The organism is Caballeronia glathei, assembly GCF_000698595.1.
GTDB lineage: Bacteria > Pseudomonadota > Gammaproteobacteria > Burkholderiales > Burkholderiaceae > Caballeronia > Caballeronia glathei.
The window spans coordinates 47,237-69,105 of sequence record NZ_JFHC01000005.1; the positions used below are offsets into that span (position 1 = coordinate 47,237).

A 21,869-nucleotide genomic window follows, 5' to 3' on the forward strand; every position below is an offset into this window, starting at 1 on the left:
CGCCCGGCGCGCCTGCGATGTTGCTTCGAGCGCGACGCCTTCGCCGATGGCGGGCGCCGTTCGCATGATCAGTTGCCGCCGGCCGGGGAACCCGGCGCGAGCGGCCTGATCGTGCCCTGCACGATGCTCGCGCCGAAATCGCGGATCAGCGACTGCACGAACGGGTCCTGCGTGATTTCCTGCTCGGCTTCCTGCTGACGCTTCGCGCGCGCGGCGGCGTCGAGCGCCGCGGCGGTCCGCCGGGCCGGCCCGACGGCCACGTTGACTTCGAGCGCGCGGCCGAGCCTCTCGGCGAGCGCCGCCTTCAATTTTGCGACTTGCGCGCTCTCCGCGTATTGCGGTACGGGCACGCTGAGTGTGATGGAGCCCTGATCGCAGGCGGTCAGCTCGCTGTTGAACGCGAGCTGGTACGAAATGCCCTTGAGCGGCAGATCGACGGCGAGCGCGGGCCAGTCGCCCGGCACGCCGATCGCATCGAGCGGCACGGCGGGCGGCAGCGGACGCGCGTCCACCTGCGGCGCGGGCTTCGCGACGGGCGCATCGGCGAGGCGCAGGTCATCGGGGCCGCTTTCGAAGGCGGGAACGAAGCCGTCGTCGGGCGGCATGAAATACGCGTCTTCCGCCGACGCCGGCATGTAGTCGTCCGGCGGCATGTCTTCCCACGGCGGCACCGATGCCCCGGCGCTGCCGCGCTTTGCCTGCGCCGGAGCGGCGGATGCGGATGCGGATGCGGATGCCGAGGGCTGCGCAGCCGCGGCACGGCGCGGGGCCGGCACCGGCACTTGCACCTGCACGGCGGGCTTCGCCGCGACAGGCTTCGGTGCAGGCGGAGCCGCGCGCGCCGCGCGATCCGACGATACGCGCATGCCCGCGCTGCGCAGCACATCGAGCGCGGCGCTCGCGCCACCTGCCGCGCGCGGCTTGACGGCTGCGGGCGCTTCGCTTGCGGCATCCTCGGCGGCCTGCCGTGCGGCTGCGGCCACGGGCGCAGGCGTTGCGCGCTCCACGGCTGCGGGTGGTTGCGCGATATCGGCTGAGGCTTCGGTCGTGACGGTTGCGGACGGCGCAAGGGCCGTATCGGCGGGAGCGCTCACGCGTTCCGGCGAAGCCGCGGGTTTCCGAATTGCGGAAACGTCAGGTTCAGGCAGCACAGCAGGTTGCTCGATCGCCGAGTCCGGCACGGCAATATCGCCTGAAGCGGGACCTTGCGCCTGCGCCGCCGAGCTTCGGCCGGTTTGCGCCTGCGCCGCATCGCCGACAGACTTGGCCGCTTCCTTCGACGCCCCATGCACCGACTTCGCCGACGATGCAAGCGCGCCGCCTGCCGCCACGCCCGGCGAGGCAGTCGAGCGCGCAATGCCCTGCCCGCGCGCCGCGTTCACCGCGAGCCCGCCCCCGCCGCCCGGTCCGCCCGCCGGCTCGAACGCGAGCATGCGCAGGAGCGTCATCGTGAAGCCTGCGTATTCGTCGGGCGCGAGACCCAGTTCGCTGCGTCCGATGGTGGCGATCTGATAGAACAACTGGACCTGCTCGGCGGACAGCGCATCGGCGAACCGGCGGATATCCGCGGCTTCCGGCCATTCGTCGAGCACCGACGACGGCGCGAACTGCGCCCACGCGATCCGGTGCAGCAGCCCCGCGAGATCCTGCAGCGCGGTCGAGAACGACAGGCTGCGCAGCGCCATTTCGTCGGCGACGGACAGCACGCTTTCGCCGTCGCCCGCCGCGAGTGCGTCGAGCAGTCGAATCAGATAGCTCTGGTCGAGCGCGCCGAGCATGCCGCGCACGGCCTCCTCGGTGACCTGATTGGCCGAATAGGCGATTGCCTGATCGGTGAGCGAAAGCGCATCGCGCATGCTGCCGTCCGCTGCCCGCGACAGAAGCCGCAGCGCCTGCGGCTCGAATACGATCTTTTCCTCGCCGAGAATGTTCTCGAGATGCGACACGATATGCCCCGCCGGCATCTGCTTCAGATTGAACTGCAGGCAGCGCGAAAGCACGGTGACGGGAATCTTCTGCGGATCGGTGGTGGCGAGGATGAACTTGACGTGCGACGGCGGCTCTTCGAGCGTCTTCAGCATCGCGTTGAACGCATGGTTCGTGAGCATGTGCACTTCGTCGATCATGTAGACCTTGAAGCGCGCATCGACGGGGGCGTACACGGCACGCTCGAGCAGCGCCGCCATCTCGTCGACGCCGCGATTGCTCGCCGCGTCCATTTCCACATAGTCGACGAAGCGCCCCTCGTCGATCTCCCTGCACGCACGGCACACGCCGCACGGCGTGGAGGTCACGCCGGTTTCACAATTGAGCGCCTTCGCGAAGATGCGCGAGAGCGTCGTCTTGCCGACGCCGCGCGTGCCCGTGAACAGATAGGCGTGATGCAGGCGGCCGCCGTCGAGTGCGTGCGTGAGCGCACGAACGACGTGCTCCTGGCCGACGAGCGACGCGAAGGATTTCGGCCGCCATTTGCGTGCGAGAACTTGATAGGTCATGCCGAAATTGTATCAGCAACGTCAAGCGGCAAAGGCGTTTCGGACGAGCGCGGAAGGCGCGCGAACAAAGGCCCGCACTGAAGCGTCGATGCAATGAAAATACAGTGAGAAACCGCAGTGGAAGCCGACAGGGATAACCGAAGGGGAACAACAGGAACAGCGAGGGAGCAAGAATGAAAAGCGGAAGGTGACGAGCCCGACCCTCGGCACTGGTGGAAAACGGCTGTGGCTGCTTCGTTCCCGACCTGACCAGGTTGACCGCGCCACCATGCGAGGAGGCCCGTCACGGCCAATTGTATCACCGAGCGGGACGCCGCGCACCCAGGCGTCGACGAAATCCGTATGGCGAATGCGCGCGACAACCCTGCAACGTACCCCTTGCGCTCTGTATTTTCGCCCACAAATGCGGCCTATCGGCCTCCGGCAACGGATAGCAAAGTAAGCTAAGATGACATTTGAATCACCCGCAACCAACGTGCTCCGGCACGTTCGCGGCCCGGCCGGTAAGGGTTTTCGCGTGCGGCAGGCGAGCGGTTTTCATCCGCAGCGCAACGAAATTTTTTCCTGTTTAGTGTATCGTGGCGAGCATTCAAACGCGGGCCTCGAATCGATAGAGGTATTCAGATAATGAGCGAATCAATCAAGCATATCAGCGACGCTTCCTTCGAACAGGATGTCGTCAAGTCGGACAAACCTGTCCTGCTCGACTTCTGGGCGGAGTGGTGCGGTCCGTGCAAGATGATTGCCCCGATCCTGGACGAAGTCGCGAAGGATTATGGCGATCGCCTGCAGATCGCGAAGATCAACGTGGACGAGCATCAGTCGACGCCGGTCAAGTTCGGCGTGCGCGGCATTCCCACGCTGATCCTGTTCAAGAATGGTGCAGTGGCCGCTCAGAAGGTGGGCGCATTGTCGAAGTCGCAGCTCACCGCGTTCCTCGACAGCAACCTGTAACAGCCGTCTCGAGGAGCGCCGCAAAGGCGCTCCTCGTTCCCGAAGGCGCATGGCCCGACGCATGGCCCTTTGTTGTGATACGACAACATGCGCGTTTCGACCTGCTTGCCGCGCCACCCGAGGCTCGCTCGGCGTGTGCTATGCTAGAATCACAAGACTTCAAGACGAATAAGTCCTAGAGCGGTTCCGCTCGATCTCTTCCCCAAATTCTTTCTGTCGCACCTCTTCTCCCTGGCGGGAAATCCGTATGCATTTATCCGAGCTCAAGTCTCAGCACGTGTCAGCACTGATCGAGATGGCCAATGGCCTCGAGATCGAAAACGCAAACCGCCTGCGCAAGCAGGAATTGATGTTTGCGATTCTCAAGAAGCGCGCCAAGACGGGCGACACGATTTTCGGCGACGGCACCCTGGAAGTTCTGCCCGACGGATTCGGCTTCCTGCGCTCGCCCGAAACCTCGTATCTCGCGAGTACGGACGACATTTACATCAGCCCGTCGCAGATTCGCCGCTTCAATCTGCATACCGGCGACACGATCGAAGGCGAAGTGCGCACGCCGAAGGACGGCGAGCGCTATTTCGCGCTGGTGAAGGTGGATAAAGTCAACGGACAGCCGCCCGAGGCCTCGAAACACAAGATCATGTTCGAGAACCTCACGCCGCTGCATCCGAACAAGCCGCTGCCGCTCGAGCGCGAAATGCGCGGCGAGGAAAACGTGACCGGCCGGATCATCGACATGATCTCGCCGATCGGCAAGGGCCAGCGCGGCTTGCTGGTCGCGTCGCCGAAGTCCGGCAAGACGGTGATGCTCCAGCACATCGCGCACGCCATCAAGTCGAATCACCCGGACGTCGTGCTGTTCGTGCTCTTGATCGACGAGCGCCCGGAAGAAGTGACCGAAATGCAGCGCTCGGTGGTCGGCGAAGTGATCGCCTCGACCTTCGACGAACCCGCCGCCCGGCACGTGCAGGTCGCCGAAATGGTGATCGAGAAGGCGAAGCGCCTCGTCGAAATGAAGCACGACGTCGTGATCCTGCTCGACTCCATCACGCGTCTCGCGCGCGCCTACAACACGGTCGTACCGGCGTCGGGCAAGGTCCTGACGGGCGGTGTCGACGCAAACGCGCTGCAGCGTCCGAAGCGCTTCTTCGGCGCGGCGCGCAATATCGAGGAAGGCGGCTCGCTCACGATCATCGGTACGGCGCTGATTGAAACCGGCAGCCGCATGGACGACGTGATCTACGAAGAGTTCAAGGGCACCGGCAACATGGAAGTGCACCTGGAACGGCGTCTCGCGGAAAAGCGCGTCTATCCGTCGATCAACCTGAACAAGTCCGGCACGCGCCGCGAAGAACTGCTCATCAAGCCGGACCTGCTGCAGAAGGTCTGGGTGCTGCGCAAGTTCATCCACGACATGGACGAAGTCGAAGCAATGGAATTCCTGCTCGACAAGATCCGCCAGACGAAGAGCAATTCGGAATTCTTCGATCTGATGCGCCGCGGCGGGGGCTGATCCTCATCCCGCGCGCGTCGCGAGAAAAGCCGCCCGCTTGCCGGGCGGTTTTTTTTTGCCCTTGCGCTTTGGCTCGCCGCACCGCAGTGCCACCGGGCAAGCTTCGCCGCGCAGGCGTTCATGCACGGCGGCTGGCGCCGGAACATCGTACGGAGCAGCACGAGCGGTCCAGTCCGTACAATCGCTCTTGCGGCAAACTATCGAACGCGAGCGGCTCTCCCACGCGAGCCGCAGCGAGCTTCTCTCGGGACGCTGGACAGTCTGCGCCTGGCCGGCGTGCGTTACGCTTGCCGGCGGAATTTTCGCGTGTGGCAAAACAGATCGACTGACCGATGCCCAATCCATTCATGTCCACGTTCGCGCGCTGGTTCGGCGCGCAGCGCCGCGAACGGGCGCTACGCAAATACGCGATCGACGATGCGCTCTGGCAGAGCACGCTCGACGCGCTCCCCTTCTTCGGCCACCTCGACGCGGCCGATCTCGCCCGCCTGCGCGAAAACGCGAGTCTCTTCATCGCGCAGAAGCAGTTTTCGACCGCGCACGAGTTGCAGCTCACCGACGCGATGATCGTCTCGATCGCCGCGCAGGCGTGCCTGCCGGTGCTGAACCTGAGCCTCGACCTGTATCGCGGATGGGTCGGGGTGATCGTCTATCCGGGCGAATTCCTGATCAGGAAGACGGTGGAGGACGAAGACGGCGTCGTCCACGAAGTCGAACAGGATGCGAGCGGCGAGGCGTGGGAAGGTGGACCCGTCTTGCTGTCGTGGGAGGACGCCCAGATGACGGACAGCACCGACGCCTATAACGTCGTGATCCACGAGTTCGCGCACAAGATCGACATGGTGAACGGAGAGGCGAACGGCCATCCGCCGCTCTTTCGGCGCTGGCATGCGCCGCTCGACGAAAGCGCGTGGGCCGGCGTCTTCGACAACGCGTACGACCATTTCTGCGCCGAGGTGGATGCGGTGCCGGCGCGCCGCTGGAGCCGGTTCGAGCGCGATTCGCTGATCGATCCGTACGCGGCCGACCATCCGTCTGAGTTTTTCGCCGTGTGCAGCGAGGCGCTGTTCGTCGCGCCGAACGCGTTCGAGGCGGCCTATCCCGAGCTGTACCGGCTGCTCGCGCGCTATTACCGGCAGGACCCGGCGCGCGTCGGCGCGCTTTCCGGCGAGAAGTCGCCGCAAGACATGTCAAACGACTGATTTTCTGGCATAATCGCCGTTTTTCGACCTCAGGCAAGTGGCTCGCGCTCAAAGCCGGTGTCCGGAGTCGGTGTCCGAATGGATCGGACACGGGTTCGGAGGCGGTTCGGGCACAATCCAGCGGGCTGGCTACCGTCAGATATCAGGAAAGACCATGAAAGAAGGCATTCACCCGAATTACCGCGAAGTTCTCTTCGTCGACATGTCGAACGACTTCAAGTTCGTGACGCGTTCGACCATCCAGACGCGCGAAACCGCCGAGTTCGAAGGCAAGACCTACCCGCTCGCGAAGATCGAAGTGTCGTCGGAATCGCATCCGTTCTACACCGGCCAGCAAAAGATCATGGACACGGCCGGCCGCGTCGAGAAGTTCAACAAGAAGTTCGCAGCGTTTTCGTCGAAGAAGTAAGGACGGCGACGTCTCAGGCGTCGGCCGAGCGCCGATACCCGCAAAAAGGGCAGCCTTCGCTGCCCTTTTTTGTCGCCGCCCGCTTTTGATCCGCTTCAGTGCCCGGCTGCCTGCCTGCATGTCCCGCCATCCGCGGACCCGGTGTTGCGCGTGGTTACATCGGTTGCTCCCACGGCGGTGACGCGCCGGGCGGCTCGCGACTACAATGCCGGATGCTCGAAGCCGCGCACAGGCCCGGGCTTCGCGCGGGCGCGGTTGCACCTCGCCGCACCCGCGACACCGAAGTCCGCCGGTCTTCCCATCCTCTGTTCCTTTTCGCATGCGATCTGTCGTCCGTCTAACCGCTTCCGCCACCAGCGCCCTGCCACGCTGGCTACTGCTCGCCATCTGTATCGTCTATGCGTCGTTCGGCCTCTTCGGGCGCGACCCCTGGAAGAACGAAGACGCGGCGGGCTTCGGCGTGATGTGGACGATGGCGAACGGCGACGCGAAGGACTGGCTGCTGCCCAATCTCGTCGGCAAGGCGCTCACCGCCGACGGTCCGCTGATGTACTGGCTCGGCGCGATCTCGATCCGGCTGCTGAGGCCCTGGGTGGACGCGAGCAACGCGTCGCGGGTCGTGACGGGTCTGCTCTTCTGCGTGGCGTGCGCGTTCGTCTGGTACACCACCTATCTGCTCGGCCGGCGTGACGAGGCGCAGCCGTTCAAGTACGCGTTCGGCGGGGAGCCCGAGCCGCGCGACTACGGCCGCACGCTCGCCGACGGCGCGCTGCTCATCCTGCTCGCCTGCTTCGGGCTCGCGGAGCGCGGCCACGAAACCACGCCGCAGCTCGCGCAGTTCGCCGGCACCGCGATGCTGGTCTACGGGCTCGTGCGCAGCATCGACAAGCCCGTGCAGGGCGCGCTCATCTGGGGCGCGGCGATCGGCGTGGTCGGCTTGTCGAGCAGCCCGGTGCTCGTCTTCGCGCTCCTCATCTGCACCCTCGCGATGACGATCATCGTGCGCGAGGTGCGCCCGCTTCCGCTCCTGATCATGGGGCTGCCGGTCGCGGTCGTGCTGATCGCCGCGTGGGTGCTGCCGACGCTGCATTTCTATCCCGAAGACGGCGAATGGTGGCTGCGCCAGTGGTGGCGCAACAGTTTCCACACGTTCACCGGGCCGCCCACCGAAGTGCTCGGCTACGCGATGAAGAACCTGCCCCTCTTCACGTGGCCCGCGTGGCCGCTCGCGATCTGGACGCTGGTGAGCTGGGGCGGGCAGCGCCGCTCGCCGCACGTCGCCGTGCCGATGTCCGTGATCGGGCCGCTCCTCATCCTCGTCGTGCTGCAGGCGCGCGAGACGAACCGTCTCTTCATGCTGCTTCTGCCGCCGCTTTCCGTGCTCGCGACCTTCGCCCTGCCGACGCTCAAGCGCGGCGCGATCAACGCGATCGACTGGTTTGCGATGCTGAGCTTCACGATCCTCAGCACGTTCGTCTGGCTCGTCTGGACGGCCGGCATGTTCGGCTTTCCGGCGCCTCTCGCGCGCAATCTCGCGCGACTCGCGCCCGGCTTCAGTCCGCAATTCAAGATTCTGTCGTTCGTGTGCGCGGTGGCGGTCACGGTGTGCTGGTTCCTGCTCGCGCGCTGGCGGCTCGCGCGCCATCCGAAGGTGCTGTGGCGCAGCGTCGTGCTCTCGAGCGCCGGCACCACGCTGATGTGGGTGCTGCTCATGACATTGTGGCTGCCGGTCGTCAACTACAGCCGGACGTACCGCGACGTCGCGCTGCAGATCGCCGCTCACCTGCCGCACGACTACACCTGCATTTCGCCCGCGCGCCTGGGCGACGCGCAGATCGCCACCTTCGCCTACTTCGGCGACATGCACTTTTCGTTCGACGAAGACTGCGACGTGATCCTGCGCCAGGACCGGGCGGACTACGGCGACCCGCCGTCGATGTCGGCGTTCGTCTGGAAGCTCGTCTGGGAAGGCCGCCGGGTCGCCGACCGCGACGAGCGCTTTCGCCTCTACGTGCGCATCGAGCGTCCGGTGCCGCCCGTCAAGAAGGCGCGCCCGAAGACGCTGCGCCAGCCATAAGCCGCGCGCAGCAAACCATCACGAACGCCGCGCTCCCGATGCAACCCTCCACGCAGCCGACCACCCGCGCCATGATCGCCGACGTGCGGCAGATCGCGTCGCTTGCGTGGCCGGTGCTGATCGGCCAGCTCGCGATCATCGCGTTCGGCGTGATCGACACGGCGATGGTCGGCCGCTTCTCCGCCACCGACCTCGCGGCGCTCGGGCTCGGCTCGTCGGTGTACGTGTCGATCTATATCGGCCTGACCGGCATCCTGGTCGCGTTGCAGCCGATCGCCGGGCATCTTTTCGGCGCGGGGCGCGAAGCGGAAATCGGCGAGGAAGTGCGCCAGGCGCTGTGGCTCGCCGCGGCGCTCGCCGCGCTCGGCTTCGTGCTGCTCTATTTTCCCGAGCCGCTCTTGAGTCTCGCCGACGCCCCGCCCGCGCTGCACGAACGCACGGTCGCGTATCTGCGCATTCTCGCGCTCGGGTTGCCCGCGAGCCTCGTCTTTCGCGTCTACAGTTCGCTTGCGAACGCCATCGGCAAGCCGCGGCTCGTGATGTTCCTGCAGGTGGGCGCGCTCGTCGTCAAGTTTCCGCTGAACACGTGGTTCATCTTCGGCGGCTTCGGCGTGGCGGCGATGGGCGGCCCGGGCTGCGCGGTCGCGAGCACGCTCATCAACTGGGCGCTCGCGGCGGTCGGCATGACGGTGCTCGTGAAGTTCGAGTTCTTCCGGCCGTTCGGCGTGTTCTCGCGCTTTTGCTGGCCGGTGTGGAAGCGCCAGGCGGCGCTGCTCAAGCTCGGCATTCCGATGGGCCTCTCGTACCTGATCGAGGTGACGTCGTACACGTTCATGGCGCTTTTCATCTCGCGCTTCGGCACGACGACGCTCGCGGGCCACCAGATCGCGGGCAATCTCGGCGCGGTGCTCTACATGACGCCGCTGTCCATCGGCATCGCCGCCTCGACGCTCGTCTCGCAGGCGCTCGGCGCAAAACGCTTCGACGACGCCGCGTCGCTCGCGCGGCACGGCATCGGGCTCGCCTGCCTGATCGCCTGCGTCTACGGGAGCATCGTGCTCGCGGCGCGGCCGTTCATCATCGCGGCCTATACGCCGAACGAAGCGGTGATCGCGGCGGCGATTCCGCTCGTCTTCATCATCGTGTTCTATCACCTCTTCGATGCCCTTCAGATCACCTCCGCCTTCGTGCTGCGCGCCTACAAGGTCACGCTCGTGCCGACCTTGATCTACGCGCTCGCGCTGTGGGGCATCGGGCTCGGCGGCGGCTATCTGCTCGGCTTCAACGCGGGCGGCAACGTGCCGCAGTGGCTGCAGGGCGCGCGCGGCTTCTGGATCGCCAACACGGCAAGCCTCGGCGTGGCGGGCGTCGGGCTCTTTCTCTACTGGCGCAAGGTCAGCACCCGCCACATCTCGGTCGCGACGGAATCGCCGGAACTGCAGCGCTAGAGCGGACCGCGCATCCGGCGCAACGATTCGCGCGGCCGCTGCCATCCGGCGCAGGCCAGTTGAAAGCAAGGCGTATGGGTCCGGTAGAATCGGCTGCGTCTGCCGATCCGGAGCGAGCGCGAATGAGCCGCGTCGAAACAAAACAAAAATGGATGCTGGCCGCGACGGCTGTCCTCGCGACCGTCGTTTTCGGCATTGCGACCGATCGTGCCGACGCCGCCCGCGCGGTGAGCGTGTCGCCGCAAGGCAAGGTGGCGCTCGTGCGGCAGGCGCTCGTGAAGTTCGACGAGCCGATGATCGCCTTCGGCAGCCCCGGCGCGCCTGCGCCCGGCAAGCTCGCGTGCAGCGGCGCGCCGGCCGCGGCGCTTGCCGGCACCGCGCGCTGGATCGACGCGAAGACCTGGGCCTACGATTTCCCCGCCGACCTGCCGCCCGGCGTGCGCTGCTCGATCGAACTCAGCGACGGACTCAAGTCCGCGGCGGGCACCGCGCTCGCCGGCACGCGGCATTTTTCCTTCGAAACCGGCGGCCCGTTCGTCACACGCATGCTGCCGCGCGGCGGCGAGATCGAGGAAGACCAGGCGTTCGTGCTGCGCCTCACCGGCCCCGCGACCGAAAGCTCCGTGCTCGCGAACATCTGGTGCGAATCGAGCGGGATCGGCAACCGCATCCCCGTCAAATTGCTGGACGCCCCCGCACGCGCCGCCCTGCTCAGGCACTTCCGCCTCGACAAGGAGAGCGATCGCGTGCTCACGCTCGCCTGCGAGCAGACGCTGCCGTCCGCGGCGAAGATGCAGTTCGTCTACGGTGGGGGCGTCGCGGGACCGGGGGGCGTCGCGAACGCGGTCGAAAGGCGCTTCGACTTCACCGTGCGCCCGCCGTTTACAGCGAGCTTCTCGTGCGAGCGTGAAAACGCGAAGGCGCCCTGCACGCCGCTGCGGCCCTTGCGGCTGCGCATGAGCGCGCCGGTTGCCCGCGCCGACGCGGGGAAGATCGTGCTGCGCGGCCCCGGGGGCGACCGCGCGCCGCGCTTCGACGACAACGACAAGCGCAGCGAAGTGGACACGGTCGAGTTCGCCGCGCCGCTGCCCGAGCGCGCGGAGCTGACCATCGCGGTGCCGCCCGGTCTGAAGGACGTCAGCGGCCGCACGCTCGCGAACGCCGACCTCTTCCCGCTCAAGGTGGCGACCGCGCCGATGCCGCCGCTCGCGAAGTTCTCCTCCTCCACGTTCGGCATCATCGAGCGCTTTGCCGAACGCAACGTGCCCGCGATGCTGCCCGTCACGCTGCGCAACGTCGAGGCCGACCTGCACGTGAAGGGCCTGAGCGCGGGCGCGTCGCGCGTGACGAAGCTCAAGGTCGACGCCGACGACGACATCCGCCGCTGGATGCGCGACGTCGAGCGCTTCGACCGCGTGTCGATACCGCGCTCCGAGATCGCAAGGGCGATGCCGCAGATGCTCGCCGACGGCGCCGCGCCGGTGCACGCGAGCGGCGGCAGCACGAACGATCCGCTGATCGACGTGCGCTCGCTGTCGCTGCTGGACGGCCGGCCGGGCGTCGAGGCGTTGAGCCTGCCCGCCGCCGATCCCCGGTCTCTCAGGCCGTTCGAGGTCGTCGGCATTCCGCTTGCGAAACCCGGCTTCTATGTCGTCGAGCTGGCCTCCCCGGCGCTCGGCGCGTCGCTGCTCGGCAAGCGCCAGCCGATGTACGTGCGCACCTCCGTGCTCGTCACGAACCTCGGCGTGCACTTCAAACAGGGACGCGAAAGGAGCGTCGTGTGGGTCACCGCGCTCGACAGCGGCAAGCCCGTCGCGAATGCACAGGTGCGCGTGACCGATTGCAACGGCGACCAGCTCGCCGTCGGCAAGAGCGACGTGAACGGGCTCGCAACCATCAGCAAGCCGCTCGCGCCGCTGCGGCAGTGCGACGAGAACAGCTTCGCCTACGACGGCTTTTTCGTGTCGGCGCGTCTCGACGATCCCGCGACCGGCCCCGACATGGCGTTCGTGCGCTCGGACTGGAATCGCGGCATCGAGTCGTGGCGCTTCAACGTGCCGACCGACATGAGCCTCGAGCGCACCACGCTCGCCCACACCGTGTTCGACCGGACGCTCGTGCGGGCGGGCGAGACGGTGTCGATGAAGCATCTGATGCGCGTCGAGACGGTGAGCGGATTCGCGTTTACCGACCACTATCCGTCGCGCGTGACGATCCGCCATCTCGGCAGCGGTCAGACGTATCACCTGCCGCTCAAGTGGGCCGCCGATCACAGCGCCGATTCCGCGTTCGCGGTGCCGGTGGCGGCGAAGCTCGGCGAATACGCCGTCTCGCTCGACGACGGATCGGGCGATGACGACACCAGCGGCACCTCAGCGCCCCGCAGGTCCTACGAATCCGGGAGCTTTCGCGTCGAGGAATTCCGTCTGCCGGTGTTCAAGGGCTCGGTCGCCGTGCGCGGCGAGACGACGGGCGCGCTCGTCGCCGCGAAGGAGGCTGCCGTCGCCGTGCAGCTCGACTATGTGTCGGGCGGCCCGGCGTCGAACCTGCCGGTGCGGGTGTCAGCGCTGCTGAAGGACACGTCGCCCGCGTTCGCGCCGCAACACGAAAGCTTCAGCTTCGCGCCGTACAGAAAGCCCGCCGACAACGGCGCGGGCGCCCCCGCGGAAGACGACGAAAGCGCGGAAGAACAGGCATCGACGGCGAAACTCGTCGCTGATCGGCTTCCCGTCACGCTCGATCGCAACGGCGCGGGCACGGTCACGGTGAAGCCGCTGCCGGTGCTCGACGCGCCCAGGCGTCTCGCGCTCGAAGCAACCTTCGCCGACCCGAGCGGCGAGATCCAGACGATTCGCGGCGATGCGACGCTCTGGCCCGCGTCGGTTGCCGCCGGCATCAAGGCGGGACAGTGGGTGTCGGTTGGCGGCGCGGTGCCGGTGCAGGCGCTCGCCGTCGATCTGCAGGGCAAGCCGCGCGCGGGCGTCGCGCTCGAGATCCACGGCGTCGCGCGGGTGATGTCGAGTGCGCGCAAGCGCATGGTCGGCGGCTTCTACGCGTACGACAACCACACGGAAACGAAGGATCTCGGCACGCTGTGCAGCGGCAAGAGCGACGAGCACGGCCTCTTCTCCTGCAACGCGACGCTTGCGGACACGGGCAACGTCGACCTGATCGCCGTCGCGAAGGACGGCGAGGGCCGCGCGGCGAACGCGACGACATCGGTGTGGGTCACGCGCGCGGACCCGTTGTGGTTCGGCGGCGACAACACCGACCGCATCGACGTGCTGCCGGAGAAGACGAGCTACGAGCCGGGCGAGACCGCGCGCTTTCAGGTGCGCATGCCGTTTCGGCTCGCGACGGCGCTCGTCTCCGTCGAGCGCGAAGGCGTGATCCAGACGGACGTGATCGAGCTGAGCGGCAAGGACCCGACGATCGACCTGAGGGTGGACGAAGCCTGGGGGCCGAACGTGTACGTGTCGGTGCTCGTGCTGCGCGGGCGGATTCACGAGGTGCCGTGGTACTCGTTCTTCACGTGGGGCTGGAAGGCGCCGGTCGAATGGGCGCGCGCGTTCTGGTACGAAGGCCGCCAGTACGAGGCGCCGACGCCGCTCGTCGATCTGTCGAAGCCAGCGTTCCGCTACGGGCTCGCCGCGATCAGGGTCGGCACGGCGCCGCACAGGCTCGCCGTCACCGTGAGCCCCGACGCGAAATCGTACGCGGTGCGCTCGAAGGCGCACGTGAAGGTGCGGGTCGCCCTGCCCGGCGGCGCGCCCGCGCCCGCGGGCACGCAGATCGCGCTCGCGGCGGTGGACGAAGCGCTCCTCGAACTCATGCCGAACCGCAGCTGGGATGTGCTCGACGCGATGCTCGAGCGCCGCGCGTACGGCGTCGAGACTTCGACCGCGCAAATGGAGATCGTCGGGCGGCGGCATTTCGGGCGCAAGGCGGTGCCCGCGGGCGGCGGCGGCGGCCACGGCGCGACGCGCGAGCTTTTCGACACGCTCCTGCTGTGGAACCCGCGCATACGGCTCGACGCGAACGGCGAGGCGACAGTCGACGTGCCGCTCAACGACGCGCTCACGCGTTTTCGCGTCGTCGCCATCGCGGCGGTCGGCGCGGGCCAGTTCGGCAGCGGCAGCGCGTCGATCCGCAGCACGCAGGACCTGCAGCTGATCTCGGGCCTGCCGCCGCTCGTGCGCGTCGGCGACCGTTTCCGCGCGCAGTTCACGCTGCGCAACACGACCTCGCGCGCGATGCAGGTCGTCGTGACACCGCGCGTGCCGCCGCTCGCGCTCACTGCGCAAACCGTTGCGCTCGCGCCCGATTCGTCGCAGGAAATCGCCTGGGACGTGACGGCGCCCGACACGATCGGCGCGGCACCGGCGGCGGCGCTCGCGTGGGAAGTGAGCGCCGCCGAGCAAGGCGGCGCAAAGGCGAGCGACGCCGTGAAGCTCACGCAGCGGCTCTACGCAGCGATTCCCGTGACGGTGCAGCAGGCAACCATCTCGCAAATCGACGGCACGCTCACGCTGCCCGTCGCGCCGCCGGCCGACGCGAGTTCGTCGAGCGACGGGGTGCTGCGCGGCGGTGTCGCGGTGTCGCTGCAGCCGAAGCTCGCCGACGGCCTGCCGGGCGTGCGCCGCTGGTTCGAGCGCTATCCTTACACCTGCCTCGAACAGCAGAGCTCGCGCGCGCTCGGTCTCGCCGACGCCGCGCAATGGCAGGCCGTGCTCGCGCGGCTGCCCTCGTATCTGGACCGCGACGGCCTCGCGAACTACTTCCCGCCCGCAGGCGACAGCAAGCCGAACGGCAGCCCGACGCTCACGGCCTACCTGCTCGCGGCGGCGGACGAGGCATCGAAGGCCGATCGCCGCTTCGCGCTGCCCGTCGAACTGCGCGGCAAGCTCGCGGCAGGGCTCGCGAACTTCGTCGAAGGCAGGATCGAGCGCAACGTCTGGGCGCCGCGCCAGGATCTCGACCTTCGCAAGCTCGCCGCCATCGAGGCGCTCTCGCGCTACGGCCTGGCGCAGCCGCGCATGCTCGGCTCGATCGTGATCGCGCCAGAGCAGTGGCCGACTTCGGCGCTGCTCGACTACTACGCGATCCTGTCGCGCGTCGACGGCATCGCGCAGCGCGACGACAAGCGCGCGCAGGCCGAGCAGATCCTGCGCGCACGCCTCACGTATCAGGGCACGCGCCTCACGTTCTCGACGGAGCGCGACGACGACCTGTACTGGCTCATGACCGGCACCGAGTCGAACGCGGCGCGCACCGCGCTCCTCTTCGCCGACGCGCCCGGCTGGAAGGACGAGATGCCGCGGCTCGTCGGCGGCCTGCTGGCGCTGCAGAAGAATGGCGCCTGGCAGACGACGACCGCTAATCTCTGGGGCACGCTCGCCGTCGAGCGCTTTTCGCGGCTTTTCGAGAGCGCGCCGGTCAGCGGAGAGACGAAAATCCGGCTGGGATCGGCCGAAAAGACGGTGGCGTGGCAGTCCGCCGGCACGCCGCAGAGCGTCACGCTCCCGTGGGCGGCGCCGCCGCTCACGCTCACCCAGGCCGGCAGCGGCAAGCCGTGGACGACGGTCGAAAGCCTCGCGGCGGTCGCGCTGAAGGCACCGTTCGCGGCGGGCTACCGGATCACGAAGACGATGACACCGGTCGATCCGGCCGTGAAGGGCGTGCTCTCGCGCGGCGACATCGTGCGCGTGCGGCTCGACATCGATGCGCAGAGCGACATGACCTGGGTCGTCGTCAACGATCCCGTTCCGGCGGGCGCGACGATCCTCGGCTCCGGGCTCGGCCGCGATTCGGAAGCCGCCACCGAAGGCGAGAAAAGTCCCAAAGGCGCGTGGCCAACGTTCATCGAGCGCGGCTTCGACGGCTATCGCGCGTACTACGACCATGTGCCGAAGGGCAGGCTGCAGGTGGAATACACCGTGCGGCTCAACAACGTCGGCACGTTCGGCCTGCCGCCGACGCGCGTCGAAGCGCTCTACGCGCCCTCGGCGTTCGGCGCGGCGCCGAACGCACCGGTCGTCGTCGCGCCGCTTGCCGCGAAGTGACGCCATGAAGCGCGCCGCGTGCCTCGTCATCGGATGCGTGCTGTCGGCGGCGGTGCACGCGTGGCCGACGTTCGACGAAGTGCGCGGCAACTGGCGCAGCTCCGACTGGGTGCTGCTCGCCCGCGACGGCGAGCCGGTGCAGCGCGTGCGCGTCGACAAGACGGCGCGGCGCGGCGACTGGGTCGCGCTCGCCGACGTGTCGCCGGCGCTGCGCGAGGCGATCGTCGTGTCGGAGGACAAGCGCTTCTACGAGCACAGCGGCGTCGACTGGCGCGGCGCCGCGGCCGCCGCGTGGGGCAACCTGTGGAACACGCGCACGCGCGGCGCCTCGACGGTGACGATGCAGCTCACCGGCCTCATCGACGACGCGGGCAAGCCCCCCGGGCGCCGCTCGCTCGGGGAAAAGGCGCAGCAGACGGTAGGCGCGCTGTGGCTCGATCACGCGTGGCGCAAGGATCAGATTCTCGAGGCGTATCTCAATCTCGTGCCGTTTCGCGGCGAGATCGTCGGCTTGCCGGCGTTGTCGCAGGTGCTCTTCGGCAAGGCGCCGTCCGGACTCGACGAGCGCGAGGCCGCGCTCGCCGCCGCGCTCGTGCGCGCGCCGAACGCGCCGTATGCGAAGGTCTCGGCGCGGACCTGCGCGATCCTGCGCGAGATGCACGATGTGCACGACGTGCGCACGGAGCGCGGCTGCGCGAATCTCGACAGCTACGTGCAGCTCACGCTCACGCGCACGGCGTCGGCTTCGCCCGTTTCCTCCGGCTACGACGCGCTGGCGCCTCATTTCGCGCGCCGCGTGGCGGGCGAGGTGCATCCCGCGGCGGGCGCGCGCGTGCAATCCACGCTCGACGCCCGGCTTCAGCGCTTTGCCCGCGACACGCTCGCGCGCACGCTCGTCGAGCTCAACTCGCGCGCGGCGCCGCGCAACGTGCACGACGGCGCGGCGATCGTGATCGACAACCGCTCGGGCGACGTGCTCGCGTGGGTCGGCTCGGCGGGCGGCCTGTCGAATGCGCCGGAAGTGGATGCTGTGCTCGCCGCGCGCCAGGCCGGCTCGACGCTCAAGCCGTTTCTCTACGCGCAGGCGATCGACGAGAAGCGCCTCACCGCCGCCACTCTGCTCGACGACGCCCCGCTCGATCTCGCCGCGGGCGGCGGCCTCTACATCCCGCAGAACTACGATCACGATTTCAAGGGCTGGGTGAGCGTGCGCACGGCGCTCGGCTCGTCGCTCAACGTGCCTGCCGTGCGCACGCTCGTGATGGTCACGCCGCACCGCTTCGCGAAGACGCTCGTCGCGCTCGGCCTGCCGCTCACGCAGGCGGGCGACTACTACGGCTTCAGCCTCGCGCTCGGCAGCGCCGACGTCACGCTGCTGTCGCTCGCGAACGCGTATCGGGCGCTCGCGAACGGCGGGGTCGCCCGTCCTGTCGCGCCCGCTGTCTTCGATCCCGGTCGCCACGCGCCCCCGCCGCCGGGCACGCGCGTCTTCAGCCCCGAGGCGAGCTTCATCGTCACCGACATCCTCGCGGACAACAACGCGCGCACCCGCACGTTCGGCTTCGACAGCGTGCTCGCGACGCGCTTCTTCAGCGCGGTCAAGACCGGCACGAGCAAGGACATGCGCGACAACTGGGCAATCGGCTATTCATCGCGCTATACCGTGGGCGTGTGGGTCGGCAACGCGGACGGCGCACCGATGTGGGACGTCTCCGGCGTCACCGGCGCGGCACCCGTGTGGGTCGCGCTGATCGGCTACCTGCACCGCGACGCCGCGAGCCGCGGGCCGCTCGCGCCGGCGGGCGTCGTGAAGACGCGCATCGCGTATCAGGATCACGTCGAGCCGTCCCGCGACGACTGGTTCCTGCGCGGCACGCAGATGACGAACATCGGACTCGCGGCAAACGCGGCGGCGACGGAACGCGGCGCGGCGAAGATCGGCGCGCCCACCGACGGCACCATCTTCGCGCTCGACCCCGACATTCCCGCCGAACGCCAGCGCATCTGGTTCGAGCGCGCGGGCGGGGCGCCGGGCGCGAACGCGTGGCGGCTCGACGGCAAGCCGCTCGGCGCCGCCGCTCGCGTCGCGTGGCAGCCCTGGCCGGGGCGCCACACGCTCGAACTCGTCGATGCAAAAGGCGCGGTGCTCGATACGGTGGCGTTCGAAGTGCGCGGCGCGTTCGCCCGGAGGCCGGACCGTGTGCAACATTCCGCCACAAAAGCGGCTGCTCATTCGACAGGTGCGTCCCGGACGCCCCGCGCGCCGCCGCAGGATTCGCCGCAATCCGCCATTTCGCTGTCGAATACGGACCGATGACATCTCGAACAACATCGCGATCAACATCGGGATCACGAAGTTTTACAGGGTTTGTCCCAGACAACGTCATCCGGCGTGCGTCAACAACGTTAAATATTGAGCGGCTTCGCCATGAACACCCGATTCGTCGGGCAAAATGCGGGCCGTCGACGTCCAGGGCGGTTTTTATCCTATGCTTAACGGCACCGATCGGCACCGCCCGTCCGACTTTTCAACCTAGCTCTCTCTGGAGTGCCTGTCATGCTGAAAAAGCTGCTGATGCTGTGCGTTGCCTTTATGCTGTCGATTGGCGCCGCATTTGCCGCCGTCGATGTCAACACGGCCGATCAGGCCGCGCTCGAGTCGGTGAAGGGTCTCGGGCCCGTGAAGTCGAAGGCGATCATCGACGAACGCGCGAAGAACGGCCCCTACAAGGACGCCGACGACCTCGCCGCCCGCGTGAAGGGCCTCGGAACGAAGTCGGTGGCGAAGCTCGAGGAAGCCGGACTGACGATCGGCGGCTCGTCCGTGCCGCCCACGGGCAAGCCGGCTGCGCACGCGCCGTCCGGCTCCGCGGCCAAGCCGACCGCGAAGCCGTCCACGGCGGCGACCCCGCCCGCCGCAACCACGGCGACGGCCGGGACAGCGTCCGCGGCATCCGGCACCAAGGCGACGAAGACATCGAAGAAGGCAAGCGCGGACGCCGCATCCGGCGCGAGCGAGACGAAGCCGAGCAAGTCGAAGAGCAAGAAGGACAAGGCCGCCAGCGCCGCAGCCGCGAGCCAGTGAGCCGCCGGGCCGGCCTCGATGAACCTAATGAGCGGATCCGCGTCCCATGCAGGGGCGCGGCTTCGCGAAGCCGGATCGTTCAATCGGCGTGCAGCGGCCTTGCAACGAGAACAGCAACTGCAGCAGCAACAGCACTTTTCGCCGTCAGCCTGAAGGCGGCGCCTCCCGTCCGCGCTTCGCCGTCGTAATCGCAATCGTAGTCGTAGTCGCAGCCGTGCGAAGCCCCGGGCGGCATCCAACCCGCAACACCTCGAAGTGAGACAGCCATGAGCCTACTCGATACCCTCGCATCCTCCCTCGGCAAATCGTCGCCAGAAGGCGGCGGCGGCCCGTCCAGCCTGATCGCCGCGGCGCTCGAATTCGTCAACAGCCAGCCGGGCGGACTCAACGGCCTGATTCAGCGCTTCCAGGAACACGGCGCGGGCGACATCGTTTCATCGTGGATCGGCACGGGCGAGAACAAGCCGATCAGCCCGGACACGCTCAACAACGTGCTCGGCTCGGATACCGTCGGCGCACTCGCGCAGAAGGCGGGCGTCTCGGGCGACCAGTTGTCGGGGATGCTCGCGGCGGTGCTGCCCAACGTGGTCGACCGCGCCACGCCGAACGGCGAAGTGCCGGCCGAAGGCCAGCTCGATCTCGCCGGCGTGCTCGGATCGCTCGGCGGCCTCGCGGGCCTCTTCGGCAAGAGCGAAGGCGACAAGACCGCCTGAACCGCACCGCGTTTTTTGTTTCTTCAGCAAGCCCCGCCGGGTCGACAGCCCGGCGGGGCTTCTCATTTCTGAAGCCTGCGCACCATGTCCGCGATGATCGTATGACGGATCACGCGCAGGCACGTCAGTTCGCCGCCGAGCGGCGCCGCGAGCCGGGGGTCGCGCGCGAGCAGCGCGGCATTTGCGTCCTCGGCCTGCGCATACACGTCGCCCGCAGCCTTCGCGATGTTGCCGACGAGCGCATCGAGCAGGCGCTCGGCCGTCTTGCGCGCGATGCCGAGCACGTCGGCGGCAGCGAGCATCAGCGCGCGGTCGAAGTCGGCATAGTGCCGCGCGCCGAGAATGTCCCACGCGAACGCCGCCCGGCCCGGCCAGTCGCTCTTCTGATACGACGGCGTGCCGTACGCGGCGACGCTCAGCAGGTCATAGAACGGCGCGAGCTGAATGCCGTCGTGCGAGACGAGAAAACTCAGGTTCTTCAGATGCGCGTCCGAATTGCCGGCAAGCACGTTGAACACGAGCCAGGAGAAGAGGCGCGCGCGCGCCGACGCCTGATTGCGGCAACGCTCCGCGATCGCCGCGAGTTGCTCGACGCTGCCCTGCTCGTACTTGAAGGTGCGCGCGAGGTCGAGCAGCTGACACGCGTCGATCGTATGAAGGCGCTGCCAGGCGCCGGCGCGCGCCTCGCGATCGAAGCGATCGACGAGATACACCGGCGAGGGCACATAGCGGCGGTGCACCGCCGGCACGTCGAGCTGGAGCTTCGCCGCGAGCATCATGACGAACCATTCGTTGATGACGGAGTGCGGATAGTCGTCGGTGTCCTGATGATTGGGCTTCAGGATGTGCGTGGACGGCGTGTGGCCGGCGGGCTCAAACAACTCGCCGCCGCGCAGCACGACGGCGAGCTTGTGCTGCGCGCCCGCGAGCGACATGCGCTTGAGCGCATCGTGCGTGAGCGGCACGCGCGGCAGCGCGTCGATGCGGGCCTGAAGCGCCTCGTCCGTCAGACGCCGCTCGTGGATCGCGTTCTGCTCTGCGGCGCCCGGCGGATACAGCGTCACCGAGCCGGCCGACTCGGCGCCGTAGTGCGCGAGCAGCGCGAAGGCGTCGGCTTCGTTGCGGATCGCGGCGTCGCGGGCAAGCAGCGTGCGCTGGCCTTCCTCGGGCAGCAGGTTGTCGAAATACCACTGGACCGAGCGGCGCGTGCTGCCGTCGCGGCAGGTTTCCTGCTGCAGCGGCAGCGCTGGGCTCAGCGCGTAGCTGTCGGCGCGCTCGCGCCAGGCCGGAAGGTAGGTGAACGCCCAGATGTCGTTGTCGGCGGTGAGCGTGCCGACTGCGATGCCGTTGATGCTCGCGACCAGGCTGCGCGCCGCCGACGGTACCGGCTGAACCGCATCCGCCCCCGGCGATGCGACGTCGGAAAGAGCGCCGCCCGGTTCGTCATTCATCCGCACGCTCCCGCGCCGCCTTGCGCTTTTCGGCCCGCTCGACGCGCGCATAACGCTTCTGTTCCTCGCCCGCGAAGAGCGCGGCGGCGTCATCCGGGATATCGACGCTCACGCGCACCCCGAGCCCTTCGAGCACGCGAAAGAGCTTGCCCCAGTGCACGCTTTCCGCGCCCTTTTCGACCTTGCCGAGAAAACTCTCGCTGACGCCGATGCTGCCCGCGGCATCGTCCTGGCGCAGACGTTGGGCCTTGCGTGCGGCGCGCACGGCAACGCCGATGTCGTGGGAATCAATGAGTTCGATCTTCACGGTAAAAATCCATTCGATTGCAATGATTTTAGCACAACAAGCCGATGCGGACTGAAAATCCATGCAATTGAATGGATTTTCGATGAATGTCGATTCGCTTTGAGCATTTCCGTGCAGTCGCACAGATTTCTCCTGCACCGGCAGCGGATAGGT

At 67.7% G+C, this 21,869-nt stretch carries 12 protein-coding genes, 1 other RNA gene and 1 pseudogene; 10 read left to right on the forward strand and 4 right to left on the reverse strand.

Annotated elements, in window-relative coordinates; all coding sequences use genetic code 11:
• Positions 1 to 68: 68 nt before the first annotated feature.
• On the reverse strand, positions 69 to 2,495 hold the full coding sequence (locus BG61_RS05600; RefSeq protein ID WP_035930506.1) for a DNA polymerase III subunit gamma/tau: 2,427 nt from the start codon (positions 2,493 to 2,495) through the stop codon (positions 69 to 71).
• Between the two features lie 186 nt (positions 2,496 to 2,681).
• Positions 2,682 to 2,780, reverse strand: an RNA gene (gene ffs, locus BG61_RS39710) — signal recognition particle sRNA small type.
• 342 nt (positions 2,781 to 3,122) lie between these two features.
• Here ffs and trxA point away from each other — a divergent pair.
• From trxA to BG61_RS05650, 10 genes and pseudogenes are all read left to right on the forward strand, one after another.
• The gene (gene trxA, locus BG61_RS05605) at positions 3,123 to 3,449 is read left to right on the forward strand and encodes a thioredoxin TrxA (protein WP_008349330.1); all 327 of its coding nucleotides are present in this window, start codon (positions 3,123 to 3,125) and stop codon (positions 3,447 to 3,449) included.
• A 247-nt stretch (positions 3,450 to 3,696) separates the two neighbouring features.
• The gene (gene rho / locus BG61_RS05610) at positions 3,697 to 4,962 is read left to right on the forward strand and encodes a transcription termination factor Rho (protein ID WP_035930509.1); all 1,266 of its coding nucleotides are present in this window, start codon (positions 3,697 to 3,699) and stop codon (positions 4,960 to 4,962) included.
• A gap of 332 nt (positions 4,963 to 5,294) precedes the next feature.
• Positions 5,295 to 6,164 (forward strand): M90 family metallopeptidase, encoded by an 870-nt coding sequence (locus BG61_RS05615; protein ID WP_232256097.1) that lies wholly within the window; start codon positions 5,295 to 5,297, stop codon positions 6,162 to 6,164.
• A gap of 154 nt (positions 6,165 to 6,318) precedes the next feature.
• A complete protein-coding gene (locus tag BG61_RS05620) occupies positions 6,319 to 6,573 on the forward strand; it encodes a type B 50S ribosomal protein L31 (RefSeq protein WP_035930512.1) in 255 nt (84 codons plus the stop codon).
• A 319-nt stretch (positions 6,574 to 6,892) separates the two neighbouring features.
• Positions 6,893 to 8,650 carry an ArnT family glycosyltransferase gene (locus BG61_RS05625; protein ID WP_035930514.1) on the forward strand — a complete coding sequence of 586 codons (1,758 nt, stop codon included), beginning with the start codon at positions 6,893 to 6,895 and terminating at the stop codon, positions 8,648 to 8,650.
• 71 nt (positions 8,651 to 8,721) lie between these two features.
• Positions 8,722 to 10,098, forward strand: a complete 1,377-nt coding sequence (locus tag BG61_RS05630; protein ID WP_035930517.1) for an MATE family efflux transporter — start codon at positions 8,722 to 8,724, stop codon at positions 10,096 to 10,098.
• Between the two features lie 122 nt (positions 10,099 to 10,220).
• Positions 10,221 to 16,160, forward strand: coding sequence for an alpha-2-macroglobulin family protein (locus BG61_RS05635; RefSeq protein WP_035930519.1), 5,940 nt, complete (start codon positions 10,221 to 10,223; stop codon positions 16,158 to 16,160).
• Positions 16,161 to 16,164: 4 nt separating this feature from the next.
• Positions 16,165 to 18,477: a penicillin-binding protein 1C gene (pbpC, locus tag BG61_RS05640; RefSeq protein WP_081867986.1), complete on the forward strand. Its 2,313-nt coding sequence runs from the start codon at positions 16,165 to 16,167 to the stop codon at positions 18,475 to 18,477.
• A 240-nt stretch (positions 18,478 to 18,717) separates the two neighbouring features.
• Complete coding sequence (locus tag BG61_RS05645; protein WP_035930522.1) at positions 18,718 to 19,245, forward strand: ComEA family DNA-binding protein; 528 nt, start codon at positions 18,718 to 18,720, stop codon at positions 19,243 to 19,245.
• 230 nt (positions 19,246 to 19,475) lie between these two features.
• Positions 19,476 to 19,958, forward strand: a pseudogene (locus tag BG61_RS05650) (YidB family protein); the annotation flags it as partial.
• Between the two features lie 62 nt (positions 19,959 to 20,020).
• Here BG61_RS05650 and BG61_RS05655 read toward each other — a convergent pair.
• Together BG61_RS05655 and BG61_RS05660 are read right to left on the reverse strand one after the other, a co-directional pair.
• Positions 20,021 to 21,409 (reverse strand): HipA domain-containing protein, encoded by a 1,389-nt coding sequence (locus BG61_RS05655; RefSeq protein ID WP_081867987.1) that lies wholly within the window; start codon positions 21,407 to 21,409, stop codon positions 20,021 to 20,023.
• Positions 21,402 to 21,716: a helix-turn-helix domain-containing protein gene (locus BG61_RS05660; RefSeq protein ID WP_035930726.1), complete on the reverse strand. Its 315-nt coding sequence runs from the start codon at positions 21,714 to 21,716 to the stop codon at positions 21,402 to 21,404. The genes BG61_RS05655 and BG61_RS05660 overlap by 8 nt, the downstream gene beginning before the upstream one ends.
• Positions 21,717 to 21,869: the final 153 nt, after the last annotated feature.